Consider the following 14,983-nt stretch of genomic DNA (forward strand, 5'->3'; position numbering starts at 1 on the left):
TTTGCTGCAATAAATGAGCTTTAACGCTTATCTTTTTGTGAAAAATTTAAAGCCCATTTCCATCACATCGTCCATCATATTGCCATCGCCGTCACGGTCGAGCAAGCGACCAATGAATCCCATTTGCTGCGGTGCCTGATTTTGCATTTGTCCTTGTGCGCTACGCAACCACTCCGACAAACCACCGGCGGCATCAGAAGAGGTTGCCTGACGTTGCTGGCGACCCAAAACACCCATTAACATAGGAGCTAACATTTCCAATAATTGTCCTACTCCTTGTTGGTTCAATCCAGTATTTACACTTACTGCTTGCTCCACTGCCGGACGACTGCCGCCCAAAACGTGGCGCAAAATACCTGCACCTTCGCCGTTTTGCGGGTTGTTCACCAAATCCATTAAAGAATCCAAAACACTGCCGTCGTGTTTGTTGCTCAAAGCATTGTGCAAAGCCGAAGCACCTTCGGGTGTAGAAGCATTGCGGGCAAGTGCATTGGTAAGAATAGGAACAACTGCTCCCAATGCCGAATTCAACTGCTCCTCATTGGCTCCCACTTTGCTCATCATCTGCTGCAATGTTTTTCATCTAATTGCGAAGCTAATAAATTAAGAATGTCCATTTTTGTTGTTGTGTGATTTTTTTTAAAAAGAGTAAATAAAAATATGACTGTAAAAAAAGACTTTAAAAGATTTAAAGCCGTTTTAAAAAAGAAATAATAATCTTACTAGATTGCTATGCCCTTCTTATCAAACTGGATAAAAAGAGCAATACCGCAGCACCTACAGTAGAAGTTATCAACTGACCGAGAAGCCCACCACCTGCTGAAATATTCAATAAACCAAACAGCCAAGAGCCTAAAAAAGCACCAATAACTCCTACAATAATATTACCAATTAATCCTAAACCGCCGCCGCGCATAATTTGCCCTGCCAACCAACCGGCAACCGCACCCAAAACGAGTACATAAATAAGATTATTTGCATTCATAATAAAAACTTTTTTAAAATGATTAAAAGAATAAATGTGTTTTTAAAACAGACTGGTATTAAAAATCGTTCCTTTTATTCAAAATAAAAAAACTTGATGCACGCTCAACAAAGCATTAAAGCAGCAGCAATAATTTGTTTTTCGGCTCATATAAAAAATAAAAATATTTATTACAGAGCATATTTTCAAGGGGTTATTTCCTTATCACACGTCCGCCTCTGTTGTTGTGCATATCTATTTGCTGATACATCGGTATTTTTCCCTGCTGCTTAAAATAGGTATCCATTTGGCGCAGTGCATCTTTGATTTGCGGTGTGCTGGGTTGGAGGTCTTTTGCTTTTTGGTAATATTCTTTGGCTTCTTTGGGGCGGTTTTTGTTGAGGTACAAAGCCGCTAAATTCACATGTGCCATGGCGTTGGTTTCGTTGTCGGGCAAGCCCAATTCCACCGATTTTTTCAGGTAGGTTTCGGCACTGCTCATATCATTTTTTTGCTGCATCAGCGCGCTTTTCAAAAAATAATACATTGCATTGATACCCGGCATCAGCCATTCGGGTTTCTTTGTCCAGCCCAATACCTGCTCGGCTTTGGCAAAATCCTGATTTTGCAGATGACGACCTGCTGCACCTACCGTGCCCAACAAAAAATAGCGGACAATGAGAATAATACACAGCAACAGAAACATCCACGACCACTCGAAGCCTACTGCAAAAGTAAGTCCTACAAAAGCAAGCAAGGATACGAAAAACAAAATAACCAATCGCTCGAAAGTGAAGAAGGCGAGAAAATTTATCATATAATAAAAAATATTAAATATTTATAAAGTAAGGTTGAAGATAGCATTTTTTTTATGGCAGTAAACAGAAAAAAACGCTTTTGCGGCTCTTTGTGCTGCAAAAGCGTTGGGTATTGTCGTTGTTTGTTTTATCTATCGCCGTAATTTTCGGTATAAAAAGTTTTGTAAGCGTCCATATCTTTTTGTTCAAAGAAAATAGAATAGTTTTCTTTGGATATTAATACGGTTTCATATTGTGCCGATATAGAGCCGAACATATCTTTTTTGGCTTCTTTGAGCATTGCCAAATGCTCCTGTGCCGCCTGTGCCGAAGGGAATGTTTTTATTAAAATCAACGGCATAGTAGCCGATAGGAGGAGCTGGTTGGTTCGCAACTCCATTGATTTGCTTTTATTAAATTCGCTGATTTGGTTCAGATAGGTGCTGATGGGTTTGGTATAGTCTATAAAAGCAATGGCGATATAGTGTTCGCCTTCGGGCTTATAGGCGTATTTGGGCGCATTTGCCGGAGATGATTTTTCGTTGCGCAAGTATGCGAGCATTTCATCGGCTTTGACTTTGGCTGGTGTGCCTTTGTGCTTTTGAGAAACATCTTCCAAGGCGGCGATATATTTTTCTCTGCCCTCCAATTTGCCAATGGCAAAGGCACTGAGCAAATCAAATTGCGGCTGCATATCGTTGGAGGCAAAGAGTTTTTGCGATTCTTCGCGGCGGCTCAATACTTCCTTGTATTTTTCTTCTTCGTACATTTTATAGGTCTGCTCGTAGTATTTCAGCAATTCCTTGTCTAAGGTCACGGATTTATCGGCAAGTGCCGGATTATTAATCAACTTGGCATATTCGGAGTTGGGGTACTCGGCAAGGAGTTTATTTTTATAAGAGTCGGCTTTTTTGGTGTCGGTTTTGCCGTACAACAAATACAAGGTATAATATACCTGCGGCAAATACTCGCTTTGCGGAAAACGCTTGATGAGCGTTTCGTACATTTCAATGGCTTTGGGGGGGCTGCTGAGGAAATCTTTATAAATATTGGCTCCCGCAAAGAGTGCTTCTTCAATGCGTTTGTCGGAAGCGGCTAAACGTTCGGGTGTGGTGGGGAGCATCTTCATCAGGTCTTCGCGGCGCAGCCTGCCACTTTCGGCGAGCGAACTCAAATTGCCTTCGCCGCCTTCGTTGTCGGGTTCGGCGAGGTCGGTGGTGGCGGCGGCACTTCTGCGCCAGTTGTCGCTCAGGGTGCGGTTGCCCCAGTTGGTTTGGAAGGTGGTGAAGCCCAGCGATTTTTGGGTAGCATTGTAAAAATACCAAGTGCCATCAGCACCGGCGTTGTTGGCGGCGGCGGCATTGTTGGCAGCCTGCGTTTGAGCAAGGGCGCGGGCGGCGGCGGCTTCCAATTCTACAATGAGTTTATCGAGCATTTCATCGCGCTCGCCTTTGGGTAGTCTGGCTATGCGCTGCATGCTATCTTCTGCCTCAATGGTTTTGATGTGTTTGCCCAATTCTACCAACACTTTGGCGCGGTCTTGAATTTCTGCCAATTTTGCGTAATCTTTTGGCAGATAGGTGAGTGCACTGTCGTAATAAGCCGCCGATTTTTCAAACTGGCGACCGTTGTATGCCATTTCTGCCAATTTCAAGAACGAAGTTCCTTTTTGTTGATTATTGCCTTTGCTATTGGCTGCTGATGCCTGTAAGAGTTCCGAAGCGCGGGCTTCGTCACCATTGGCGGCAGCAATTTCTGCCATCGCAAACAAAATCTGGTCTTTATATTCGGCATTTTTATCGTCTTTCATCATTTTTGCCAAATAGCGCGTAGCTTGCTCGGCGCTGAAATCGCCGCTTTGCAGCTTGGATTTGGCGATATTCATTTTGGCGTTGAACTCTATGGGATAAACGGGCTTGCTTTTGAGGGTTTGGTTAAATGCGGTGACGGCTTCGGCATAATTGCCCTCCGCGAGATACATTTGTCCGAGAATATAATGCAAGCGGGCACGCTGCGATTTTTTGCGTTGGGTGCGGATAGATTGCGCCAAAGCATTTTTAGCTTCTTCGGCGTTTTCTACCTTTAAGTAATACATAGCATAGAGGCTGTTGAGTTCGCCGAGCAGCTTGCGCGGAAAACCCGACATTTCGCGGGCAGAGTTGAGTACGGTGAGGGCTTCGGCGGCTTGGTCTTGCTGCAAATAGGTACGCGCCAGCCAGAGCACTGCTTCATAGCGGGCGGGGCGGTGGGCAAAGATAGAACTGCGCACACCACTGCTGCGTCCGGTTTCGGGGGCTTCTGCCGCTTCTTTTTCTTTTGCTAATCGTTCTTCCTCTTCACGCGCCAATCGTTCTTCTTCTTCGCGTGCCAATCGCTCTTTTTCGGCGGCTTCTGCCGCTTCTTTTTCTTTTGCCAATCGTTCTTCTTCTTCACGCGCCAATTGTTCTTTTTCTTCGCGCTCTTTTTCGGCGGCTTCTGCCGCTTCTTTTTCCTGCCGTTCTTTTTCTTCTAAAGCCTCTTTTTCGTCCGCATCTTCTTTATCTTCACTTTTATTTTTAGGCACATATTTAATCCCTTTTTTCCGTGCTTTTTCGCGCTCTTTCATTTCTTCCTTCTTTTCTTTGGCACGTTCTTTCCGTGCTTTTTCGCGTTCTTTGCGCTCCTTTTCCATTTGTTTTTTCTTATCTTCGGCTTTTTGCTCGCGCTCTTTTTCACGATCTTCCCGCTCCTCCTGCATTTGTTCTTTTTTCTCTTTGTTGGCATCTTCGCGTGCTTCCTGTGCATCTTCGCGTTCTTTTGCTTTTTCTTTTTTATCTTTTTCTTTCTTTTTAAATAAATCTAAACGCTCCTGTTTGGAGATACCACCGGGACCTTGCACACTCACACCGGCACCCAAGCCGGGCATACCTCTTTTGCGTCCACCTTTGGTTACTTTTTGGCGGTCGTAGATGCGGATGCTGTTTTTGAATTTTTTTCCGACCACCTGCAAGGCAGTGAGTGCCGAGTCGTAGTCGCCTTTGAGGTAGTAGGCTTTGCCGAGCAACAGGTAGCAGTCGTCTGCCCATTTGCTGTTGGGGTGCAATTGTAAATCTACGGTGCTTTTGCGTATTACGCGCCCCATTTCGCCGTGTACGGCAGCGGCTTTTTCGCCCCCTTCGAAGGTGAAGAGATTGAGGAGTTCGTCGAAATTATCGGTTTGGGCTACTTTCAGTTTTTTCATGCTTTCCTGCATGATTATTTTTGCATTGAAATAGCCATTGTAGCGGGCGGTCATATCGTGGTAGGCATAGCCCAATGCCGACATTTCTTTATCCTTTTTCTTTTTTTTAACGGCTCTGTGTGCTTTGGTTTGCGCTTGCGTTGCCTCCGTTACCAATAGCAACAGTGCTAAAAAAGTACATATTAAAAGAGAAAAACGTTTCATGTGTTTTATTTTGAAAAAACTGAACAGACTTGTACTGTCTGTATGAACGAGCAAAGTTATTTTAAATTTTACAAAGCATTATCATTTTTCGCCCGAAAAACTACAGGTAGTGGGATTTATAAGAAAAAAAACAGTTCTCAGCCTTCAGGCGGGGAACTGTTTTTGTAAATCACAAAACGATGGGTCGGGTTGGCAGCTCTATACTGCACTGCTCACATATATCTGCACTTCGTCGCTCCACTGCCCTACGGCTTCGTCTTCTTTTATATAAATGGCTTTGTATTTCCACAGTGCCGTTTTGCCGGAAGGCGGCAGGTCATGTTTATCCAAATAGTTGGGGCGGGTATCAATTGCCAAAAATTCAAAGCCTTTGCCCTCTCCCCTGTCCACATATAATCGGATACCCTGCATTTGTTTTTTGCTCCATCTGATTTCGGGAGTACCCCCCTGCACCAAACGCAATGTTAATAGGGGCTTGATAGCATTGAACCCGTTGCTGCCCGTTTGCTCAGTGCCCTCCAATCCCAAATCATTGCCATCGGCGAGGGTGTAGGCGATGTGGCTTTTGATGCGCTTGCCCAAGCTGGCGGCACGCTTAAAGATACCCGGCTGCACAAAGGGCGGTGCGGCAGCCGTGAGGGGTGGTGTGGGCGGCGGCGAAGCGGTGGCTCCTGTTTCAATGCCGACGGCAAGTTCATTTTTAAAAGCCACTACCTTGCGCAAATACTCCTCTGTTTTGTTGCGGTAATCGAGCCAAAAAGAGTAGTAGAGTGCACTCGCCTGCATATCGGCGAGTTCGGGGGCGGCAATTCCGTATTTGGCAGTGTAGCCGCTGAGTTTTTGGGCGAAGTTTTTCAGCCACAAATCTCTTTCCCCTTCGTTGCGGGGAAGAAAAGCATCTTTCATTGTGATAAAAATTTTGATTGTTAAAAAAAAATGAAATCCCTATATATATAAAGCGGATATGGCGATATAACGCAGGGGTTTCATCACTATTGTAACAGATATAAAATTTTTTATCCAAAGTGGCAAATTGTCGGTTTGCGACAAAATACTACCGTTTGAGATTACAATAGTGCAGTACGGCGTTGCAATAGTGCAGTACGGCGTTGCAATAGTGCAGTGCGGCGTTGCAATAGTGCAGTGCGGCGTTGCAATAGTGCAGTGCGGCGTTGCAATAGTGCAGTGCGGCGTTGCAATAGTGCAGTGCGGCGTTGCAGCAGTGCAATACGGCGTTGCAGCAGTGCAATACGGCGTTGCAGCAGTGCAATACGGCGTTGCAGCAGTGCAATACGGCGTTGCAGCAGTGCAATACGGCGTTGCAGCAGTGCAATACGGCGTTGCAGCAGTGCAATACGGCGTGGAAGCAGTGCAATACGGCGTTGCAGCAGTGCAATACGGCGTTGCAGCAGTGCAATACGGCGTTGCAGCAGTGCAATACGGCGTTGCAGTGCTGATTAACCAAGTTGCCAAGCTCTGCGAGGTATCGGGAATTGGTCGTTTTAACTTTGTCAAAGTTCGAACTTTGACAAAGTTGAGAAGTTGAGATAAAAAAATTACCTCCTGTGAAAAGGAAAAACAAGGGAGGTGAAATTGCTCCACCTAATAAATTGTCTGAACCTTGATTTTCAGGATTAAAGAATTAACAGGATTTTTTAAAGTGTAGCGGGTTCGTCATCGGCTTCGGGGATAACTTTGTCAAAGTTGGAACTTTGACAAAGTTGAGAAGTTGAGATAAAAAAATTACCTCCTGTGAAAAGGAGAAACAAGGGAGGTGAAATTGCTCCACCTGATAAATTGTCTGAACCTTGATTTTCAGGATTAAAGAATTAACAGGATTTTTTAGAGGGCAGTGGGTTCGTCATTGGCTTCGTCATCGGCTGGGGGACAACTTTGTCAAAGTTGGAACTTTGACAAAGTTGAGAAGTTGAGATAAAAAAATTACCTCCTGTGAAAAGGAGAAACAAGGGAGGTGAAATTGCTCCACCTGATAAATTGTCTGAACCTTGATTTTCAGGATTAAAGGATTAACAGGATTTTTTAGAGGGCAGTGGGTTCGTCATTGGCTTCGTCATCGGCTGGGGGATAACTTTGTCAAAGTTCGAACTTTGACAAAGTTGAAATAAAAAAAGGTTTATATTTGTAGCATTAACTTTACCACACAAAGAATACTCATATTATGACAACAACACAACAACAAAACTATCCTGCCATTATAAATGCCAAAGAGCAGACAAGGAGTGATTTAGATATAGGAAAGAAGATATTATTTACAACAACAATAATCGTTCTCCTGAGTGTGGGTTTATCCGCTCAAAACGACACCCTTTCGTATTTTAAAAAAGTGTTTAATGTAATACCAAATTCTATATATGCTTTTAACAGTGGTGCTGTAGAGCGAGCGCATTATTACGGTATTATAACAAACGAATCCAACGTAACAAACAATGAAAAAGGTATTTGGTGGAGAAAAATAGACAAAATGACGGGTATTGTATTGGAAGAAATAAAACTAAAAACGACACAACTTGGCGTAGCAAATTATCACGGAAAGGAAATAGTAGATTTAGGAAATAGTGTAGTATTATCCTTTGTAGAGAACCAAATTTCAGATAATGGAATGGTACTTAGAGATATAAATATATTAAAATTCAATGATTATGGATATATTGAATGGAATAAAATATATGGAGAAAAAAATAACGACAATGGAAGTTTTGATTTATCGGCAACACAGGATGGGGGGTATATTCTCGGTGGTTTTAAAACCAGCCAAGAAACAAATTCACCTTATCTATTAAAGATAGACAGTTTGGGCGAGGTGGAATGGGAGCGGGTATATCCAACAGAAAAAATAGGTGCTGCCTTATATGTATATCCCACCCAAGACGGCGGCTACATCTTTTCAGGCTACCGAGGTAAAGGTAGTAATTTTGCCCCTTACTATAATTGTTATGTTACACGGGTAGATAGCGCGGGTAATGTGATTTGGGATAAGGTATATCAGGAAGATACCGAGTCATTTCTTAGCACAGGTGGCAGAGCCATTCCTATACCGAATACCAATACCTATTTATTAAGTTACAGATATGGAAAACAAGATACTATTTATCAGTTTATAGGAGCAATAGATGATAGTGGAGTTGTACTATGGGAAAAGAACTATCACATAGAGCCTGATATAACAGGCTATCATATAGGTTTTATTTTTAAAGAAGATGGAAGTTTTATAGGAGCTACGCATCAGTACAATGAATATGAAAAGGTAAGACCTCTACTAACAAAATTCAGACAAAATGGGGAAATAGAGTGGAGTAAGTATTACGACATAGACCCAACAGAACTGCAATACATCAGAGGAATGATAGCTACCAGCGACGGCGGCTATTTACTCACGGGCTTATCGTTTGAGGGCAACTACGCCTGGGAGGTAAAAATAGACAGTATCGGCAACACCTGCTGGCAAACCGGCTGCGATAGTATGTATATAGAGGTGGTAGGCATAGACGAAATAGGGGAGCAAGGAGGGATAAGCATCTCACCCAACCCCGCCACCGATAAGCTATTTATCCACAGCCCCGAAGCCCTCACAAGTGTAGAGATATACAACACCCTCGGTCAGCAATTCCCCCTCTCAGAGGGGGCAAGGGGGAGTACAAATTCCCCCTCTGAGAGGGGGTCAGGGGGAGTAAATGAAGGGCAAGGGGGAGTAAATGAAGCGCAATTCGGAGCGAAAACGAGCTTTCCGTTGCCCACCTCGCCAGCGGCATCTACTTTGTGCAAGCACACACCAAGTCGGGCAAAGTATTTACCAAAAAATTCGTGAAACGATGAAAACAGCAGCAACAAAAAATCAAGAAAATCCGAAAATCCGAAAAATCACGGTTCAGACAACAGGCACATTTTTATCAAAAAACAAGAAATATGAAAAAAGTGATATCATATACCCTGACAGCCGTAATGATCTTTTTCAATACATTATCCGCTCAAAACGACACCCTTTCGTATTTTAAGAAGACTTATCCTAACGATAGTATAGCTACTTTTAACGGCGGAGCGGTAGAGACAGATGATGCTTATATCATAGTAACCAATCAGGCGTATTATTACACCAATGAGCGAGAAATAATATTGCGAAGCATAGACAAACACAGTGGAACAACATTAGATACTAAAAGTTTAGGAACGAATATGATAGGCGAGTATGTGTCCTTTACAGGTAAAGAAGTGCTACTTGAAGATGAAGATATAGTAGTAATGGCACTAAAATGCTATGAATACGATGGAACAAATTGTTTAAGAAATACAAAACTGCTAAGAACCAATAAAGAAGGAGATATAATATGGGAAAAAGAGTATGGAACAGCAGGAGGAGAAATATCGGGCATGCAAATTAAAGGAACAAAAGACGGTGGGTATATTATAGGTGGTTTAAGGTTTATTTATGGTGACAGCATAGAAGCAGATAATGACCCCTACCTCATCAAACTCGACAGTTTGGGCGAGGTGGAATGGGAGCGGGTATATCCCACAACGATAATAGGTGCTGCCTTATATGTATATCCCACCCAAGACGGCGGCTACATCTTTTCAGGCTACCGAGGAAAAGGAGGCAATTTAGTACCTGCTTATCAAAATTGCTATGTAACTCGGGTAGATAGTGTGGGTAATGTGATTTGGGATAAGGTATATCAGGAAGATACCGAGTCAGTTCTAAACACTGGCGGAAAAGCTATCCCCATACCGAATACCAATAACTATTTACTAAGTTATACTTATGGAAAGGATAACAAACGTTATCAGCTTGTAGGAGCAATAGATGATACAGGGGAGGTATTATGGGAAAAACATTACCACTATCCCAATTATACTACCACATTTTTTACAGAGGTGTATTTTCAGCCGGACGGCGGTTTTGTATCGGTGGCGCATCAAGCAAATGATATACCGCGCACAGAGGCTTTGGTAATGCGTTTTAACAGCACAGGCGATACCCTTTGGACAAAACGCATAGGCATAGAATCATCAGAAAACCAATACACACGCGGTTTTTTGGCTACCAGCGATGGCGGCTATTTGCTCACGGGCTTATCGTTTGAGGGCAACTACGCCTGGGAGGTAAAAATAGACAGTCTCGGCAACACCTGCTGGCAAACCGGCTGCGATAGTATGTATGTAGAGGTGGTAGGCATAGACGAAATAGGCGCGCAAGAGGGGGTAAGCATCTCCCCCAACCCCGCCACCGATAAGCTATTTATCCACAGCCACGAAGCCATCACAAGTGTAGAGATATACAACACCCTCGGTCAGCAATTCCCCCTCTTAGAGGGGGCAAGGGGGAGTACAAATTCCCCCTCTGAGAGGGGACAAGGGGGAGTAAATGAAGCGCAATTCGGAGCAGAAAACGAGCTTTCCGTTGCCCACCTCACGAGCGGCATCTACTTTGTGCAAGCACACACCAAGTCGGGCAAAGTATTTACCCAAAAATTCGTGAAGCGATGAGAACAGCAGCAACAAAAAATCAAGGCAATCCGAAAAATCACGGTTCAGACAATTTTCACAAACACAATAAAAAAACAACACAACGGCACACTCCCAAAAACGGTATGCAGATAAAATGCTTTTTAATAATTTGAGAAATTTTCTGTTTTTTTGGTATAAAAAAAGATGTCATTAGCAGTTTCTTATAAAAAATGGCAATTTTGCACTTTTGTACTCGTTTCTAACAGAAAAATTCTCATTTTACAACCGTCTTTTTATCCGTATCATCATATTTTTATATGCCGATTTCCATTCATACACCGGTAGCCCTCAACGAAAAGGGCAAACGCCAAAATAATGAAGATTCCATTGCACCAGCTTTGGGGCAAGCCGACCGCCACGACCGCCTCTTTATGGTATGCGATGGCGTGGGCGGTGCCGAAAAAGGCGAAGTGGCTTCGCATTTGGTGTGTGAATCGTTCAGAGAGTATTTAAAGGATTTTATAGATGAATTGCCACAAAAAGACCGTGTAGAAGAGGCTCTGCGATTTGCCGAAGGCAATATGACGAGTTTTATGGAGCAGCACCCCGATGCCGCCGGTATGGGTACTACGCTCACTTTGCTGTGGCTACACGAAACACACAGCCTCGCCGCCTGGTGTGGCGACAGCCGTATTTATCATTTTCGCAACGGAAAAATACTGTGGCGTAGCGACGACCACTCCCTCGTAGGACAAATGGTGCGCTTCGGCGACATCACCGAAGAGCAAGCCAAAAGCCACCCCCAACGCAATATTATTTTGCGTGCCGTATCCGGCAATCACAAACCCACCGATGTAGAGTGCCACCTGCTCACGGATTTGCAAAACGGCGACCTGCTCCTGCTCTGCACCGATGGCGTAACGGAGGGCTTGAGCGATGCCGCCTTAGAACTGCTCGTGCAACAAAGCGAAAGCAATGCCGCCGAAGTGCGCGATATGTTGTATCATTTTTGTCAGCAACATTCCAACGACAATTTTTCTTTATATTTAATACCCATAGAGCATACCGACAAGGACCTCAGCTCCCTGCCTTTGGAAGAAGAAGAAATAGGCGTGGCGACTCATTTAGAGCCGAGTGCTTCGCCTTCTTTGCTGCTTACTCAGGAAGAAAAAACAAAAACCAACTATTTGCCTTATTTGCTGGGCGGCACTGCGGCACTCTTGTCGCTGTTGGTGTTTTTTTTATGGCGCAATGCTAAAGAAAAAACACATTTCAAAGCACTTGCCGAGCGTGCCCAATCTTTTGAAATGGCGGGCGTTTTGGATTCGGCGGCACATTATTATAATTTGGCTCTGGAACTTAAAGATAATGACACCGCCCTGCAAAATAAAATCCGTTATTTGAGCGATATGCGTCTGCAAGCAAACATTGTCCAAGATTCTACGGCTTATTTGCAGGATAAAATTGCTTTTTTGGAAAGTGCTTTGCAAAAAATAGACGGCGACACCATTCAAACAGACAGCACCACCACGCTGCGCCGCAAAACATTGGCTCAGTTGGATATTTATAATGCCTTGCTCTTGGCACTGCCGAAAGATTCTGCCCACCGCGCCGAAGTTCCCGAATTATTATTGTATAAAGATACGCTTTCTATCGCCAAAGAAATATTTACGCCGCAAGCGTGGAAACTCTTAGCCCGCTACTACCGCGAAAAAGCAGCAGCAGCAGCCGACAGCAGTGCGGCGCAAGAACTATTAGAAAGAGCCGCTTTTTGCGAAGCACAATAGAAATGATATTTTTTTTCTACGGTGTGGTCATTATCTCAAAGCTCAAAGGCGGCAAGGTGATGCTGATAAATTTGTGTTGTACTTTGGCAGCCTGACCAAAATTGCTCTCTAATTTTTCTGTATTGAAAAAATCAGGCACTTGCAGTGTAAGGGCTTTGCTGTCGTGTTCGCTTTTGTTGATGAGTATCAAAGCACTTTTTCCGAAATAATTGCGACTATATACCAATACATCGGCATCGGAACTGTTGAGCAGGCGCAAATCGCCATAGAGCAGGGGCAAGGTATTGCGGCGCAATTTTGCCAATTGCTGAACAGTATGGCGCAATTTTTTTTGTTCGGGGGTATAATTTTCAAACTGCATCGGGCGGCGGTTGTCGGGGTCGTTGCCACCCGTCATACCTATTTCATCGCCATAATACACAATCGGTATGCCGTTGAGCGTAAAAATACAGGCTTGCAACAAAGCCATTTTTTTAAAAGCGGCAGAGTCGGCGGCTTCTGTTTGTATATTTTTTGCCCAGCCCACCCATTTTGCATCATCTTCAAAAGAAAGTTTGCCGCTTGCCAGTGCCATAAAACGCGGGCGGTCTTGGTTGCCACTGATATTGCCCATCGTGTGGTGATAGCCGTAAGTGGTGCAACTTTGAATAATACGGCTTTTGAGATCGTCAAAAGAAGCGTTTTTATTGACCAAAGCCCCCACCAAACCATCATATACATTAAAATCAAATTGTGCATCTAACATACCACTGCCCAAATAAGAACCTATCAGTTCGGGCGAGCCGTAGGTTTCGCCGATTTGATAAATAGGGTGTTGTATTTCTTTTTTTATTTTTTTGGTTAAATCGCGCCAAAAAATTTCGGGTATATGCTTGGTGGCATCGTGGCGAAAGCCGTCGAGTTGGTATTCTTTGAGCCAAAAAACCGCCGAATCCGACAGCATCTGGCGCACTTTGGCATTAGAAAAATCCAAAGTGGGCAAAAACACATCAAACCAAGTAGTGAGGCGGTGGTCGTCCCAACGCTCGGTATTGAGCGAGCCGTCCGGCAAATGCAAATTCGTGACAAGGGTGGGATTTTGTTGGTAAAAGGGGTGTTCCTGATGTACATGGTGCGCCACAAAATCCAGCAATACATTGTCGTTGTGGTCGTGGGCGGCAGCGACCAGATTTTTGAGGTCTTGTGCGGTGCCGAGCCTTTCTTCCACCTGATTAAAAGAAACAGGCCAATAGCCGTGATATGCAGAAAATTTAGTGCGTACACCATCTTTGTTAAACAAGCCCCAAGCTCCTTTTGGATTTTTAACAACGGGCGAAATCCACAAAGTATTGATACCGAGTTCGTCAAAAAATCCTTTGTTTAGTTGTTGTGTGATGCCCGCAATATCGCCGCCGTAATAGTTGGCTTTGGGCAAAATTTCGGGGTCGGGAGTGGGGCGGTCGTTGGTGGGGTTGCCATTATAAAAACGGTCAATAAAAACATTGTAAATGATTTGTGCCTGTGCATCGCTGCGCTGAATTTCCTGCACCTTATCCAATACGCGCCCGAAGTGCAAGGGAAGGAGCAATTCATTGGAAATGCCGTGTTCGTTGTAGGCTTGAACGCGCACAAAAGAGCGCGGCAATAGTTTGGCTTCTTGCGGAATGAGAATTTGGTAGGTTTGTGAGCCTTCGGAATAAAAAGCGTCAATAGCGGTATTTTGCCATTGAGCCACCATTTTATAGGGGTCGCGCTCGCCTTTGATTAAAATATGGGTGTCGGTGTATTTGAAGGTGGTGAGGTGCGGCACTTTGCGCTGCAAAGGGTCGCCTATGGTGCGTTTTGAGTTGAAACCGCCCATACCGTTGGGCATTTGCTCGCTGTTGGCGGGGTCGAGTTGCCATTTGCCGTCTGCCACTATCTGATAAGCGTAGATACCGCTTTTCAGGTACATTTCGGTTTCGTATTGTTGTTGTGCTTCGTTCCAGACGAGGGTGGTGTTCGCCGGATTCCACTGATTCATGTCACCCGCTAATTGCACTTTCATCGGGCGGTTTGCTTTTTCGGGTTGATAGGAGAAAAGGACTTTTTGTTTATCCGATTTTTTCACGAGAATACTCGTATTTTTTCCGTTTCCGCGAATAGTAAGCCACGAAAGCGGCGGCAGGGCTTCCTTGTCTTTTATCCAAAAACTGAGCTGCTTGCGGTCATCGGAAAGATGATAGACAATGCTGCTGTGTGTTTGTATGGAGCTGATGGTGTAGGGTTCGCACAGGTAGTCGCTGAGTAAAAGGTGGGTGCTGTCGTTGGGGGCTTGCAGTTGCAAAGCACTCAACAACTGCTCGCAGGGTTTGAAAGGGACAGGCAGGGTTTGTGCTTGTAAGGCGGGGATAGCGAATACAGAAAAACCCACCCAAAACAGAAATGATATAGTAGCGTATTTCATACAAAGATGTATTGAAAAAATGAATATTATAAAACAGATACAATAATATTGGCAAAAAACAAACCAACTTTAAAATATTCGCGAAGGATTTGGATAGTGTAGCTTTTTTCTTACAAAAGCCTA

The 14,983-nt window shown here is 44.1% G+C and carries 10 protein-coding genes; 4 read left to right on the top strand and 6 right to left on the bottom strand.

Translation table 11 applies throughout. The features are described from left to right. Positions 1–27 precede the first annotated feature (27 nt). From IPL35_17325 to IPL35_17345, 5 genes are all read right to left on the bottom strand, one after another. Positions 28–564, bottom strand: coding sequence for a DUF937 domain-containing protein (locus IPL35_17325; GenBank protein ID MBK8445047.1), 537 nt, complete (start codon positions 562–564; stop codon positions 28–30). Between the two features lie 166 nt (positions 565–730). After that, positions 731–985 carry a GlsB/YeaQ/YmgE family stress response membrane protein gene (locus IPL35_17330; GenBank protein MBK8445048.1) on the bottom strand — a complete coding sequence of 85 codons (255 nt, stop codon included), beginning with the start codon at positions 983–985 and terminating at the stop codon, positions 731–733. A 193-nt stretch (positions 986–1,178) separates the two neighbouring features. After that, complete coding sequence (locus tag IPL35_17335; protein MBK8445049.1) at positions 1,179–1,781, bottom strand: tetratricopeptide repeat protein; 603 nt, start codon at positions 1,779–1,781, stop codon at positions 1,179–1,181. Between the two features lie 128 nt (positions 1,782–1,909). Further along, positions 1,910–5,185: a tetratricopeptide repeat protein gene (locus IPL35_17340; GenBank protein MBK8445050.1), complete on the bottom strand. Its 3,276-nt coding sequence runs from the start codon at positions 5,183–5,185 to the stop codon at positions 1,910–1,912. Positions 5,186–5,383: 198 nt separating this feature from the next. Continuing rightward, the gene (locus IPL35_17345) at positions 5,384–6,091 is read right to left on the bottom strand and encodes a hypothetical protein (GenBank protein ID MBK8445051.1); all 708 of its coding nucleotides are present in this window, start codon (positions 6,089–6,091) and stop codon (positions 5,384–5,386) included. Between the two features lie 169 nt (positions 6,092–6,260). Here IPL35_17345 and IPL35_17350 point away from each other — a divergent pair, with 169 nt between their 5' ends. From IPL35_17350 to IPL35_17365, 4 genes are all read left to right on the top strand, one after another. After that, positions 6,261–6,731, top strand: coding sequence for a hypothetical protein (locus IPL35_17350; protein MBK8445052.1), 471 nt, complete (start codon positions 6,261–6,263; stop codon positions 6,729–6,731). Between the two features lie 2,177 nt (positions 6,732–8,908). After that, positions 8,909–9,019: a T9SS type A sorting domain-containing protein gene (locus IPL35_17355; GenBank protein ID MBK8445053.1), complete on the top strand. Its 111-nt coding sequence runs from the start codon at positions 8,909–8,911 to the stop codon at positions 9,017–9,019. Positions 9,020–9,109: 90 nt separating this feature from the next. Then, positions 9,110–10,687 (top strand): T9SS type A sorting domain-containing protein, encoded by a 1,578-nt coding sequence (locus tag IPL35_17360; GenBank protein ID MBK8445054.1) that lies wholly within the window; start codon positions 9,110–9,112, stop codon positions 10,685–10,687. Positions 10,688–10,965: 278 nt separating this feature from the next. Continuing rightward, on the top strand, positions 10,966–12,435 hold the full coding sequence (locus IPL35_17365) for a serine/threonine-protein phosphatase (GenBank protein ID MBK8445055.1): 1,470 nt from the start codon (positions 10,966–10,968) through the stop codon (positions 12,433–12,435). A 16-nt stretch (positions 12,436–12,451) separates the two neighbouring features. Here the strand turns inward: IPL35_17365 and IPL35_17370 are convergent, their stop codons facing one another. Further along, positions 12,452–14,860 carry an alpha-amylase gene (locus tag IPL35_17370; GenBank protein ID MBK8445056.1) on the bottom strand — a complete coding sequence of 803 codons (2,409 nt, stop codon included), beginning with the start codon at positions 14,858–14,860 and terminating at the stop codon, positions 12,452–12,454. Positions 14,861–14,983 lie beyond the last annotated feature (123 nt).

Source organism: Sphingobacteriales bacterium, from assembly GCA_016711285.1.
Lineage (GTDB): Bacteria > Bacteroidota > Bacteroidia > Chitinophagales > UBA2359 > JADJTG01.

Excerpts from the sequence above, each read along its gene's own strand:
- IPL35_17325 (MBK8445047.1), bottom strand. The coding sequence starts at position 564 with ATGATGAGCAAAGTGGGAGCCAATGAGGAGCAGTTGAATTCGGCATTG.
- IPL35_17330 (MBK8445048.1), bottom strand. The coding sequence starts at position 985 with ATGAATGCAAATAATCTTATTTATGTACTCGTTTTGGGTGCGGTTGCC.
- IPL35_17335 (MBK8445049.1), bottom strand. The coding sequence starts at position 1,781 with ATGATAAATTTTCTCGCCTTCTTCACTTTCGAGCGATTGGTTATTTTG.
- IPL35_17340 (MBK8445050.1), bottom strand. The coding sequence starts at position 5,185 with ATGAAACGTTTTTCTCTTTTAATATGTACTTTTTTAGCACTGTTGCTA.
- IPL35_17345 (MBK8445051.1), bottom strand. The coding sequence starts at position 6,091 with ATGAAAGATGCTTTTCTTCCCCGCAACGAAGGGGAAAGAGATTTGTGG.
- IPL35_17360 (MBK8445054.1), top strand. The coding sequence starts at position 9,110 with ATGAAAAAAGTGATATCATATACCCTGACAGCCGTAATGATCTTTTTC.
- IPL35_17365 (MBK8445055.1), top strand. The coding sequence starts at position 10,966 with ATGCCGATTTCCATTCATACACCGGTAGCCCTCAACGAAAAGGGCAAA.
- IPL35_17370 (MBK8445056.1), bottom strand. The coding sequence starts at position 14,860 with ATGAAATACGCTACTATATCATTTCTGTTTTGGGTGGGTTTTTCTGTA.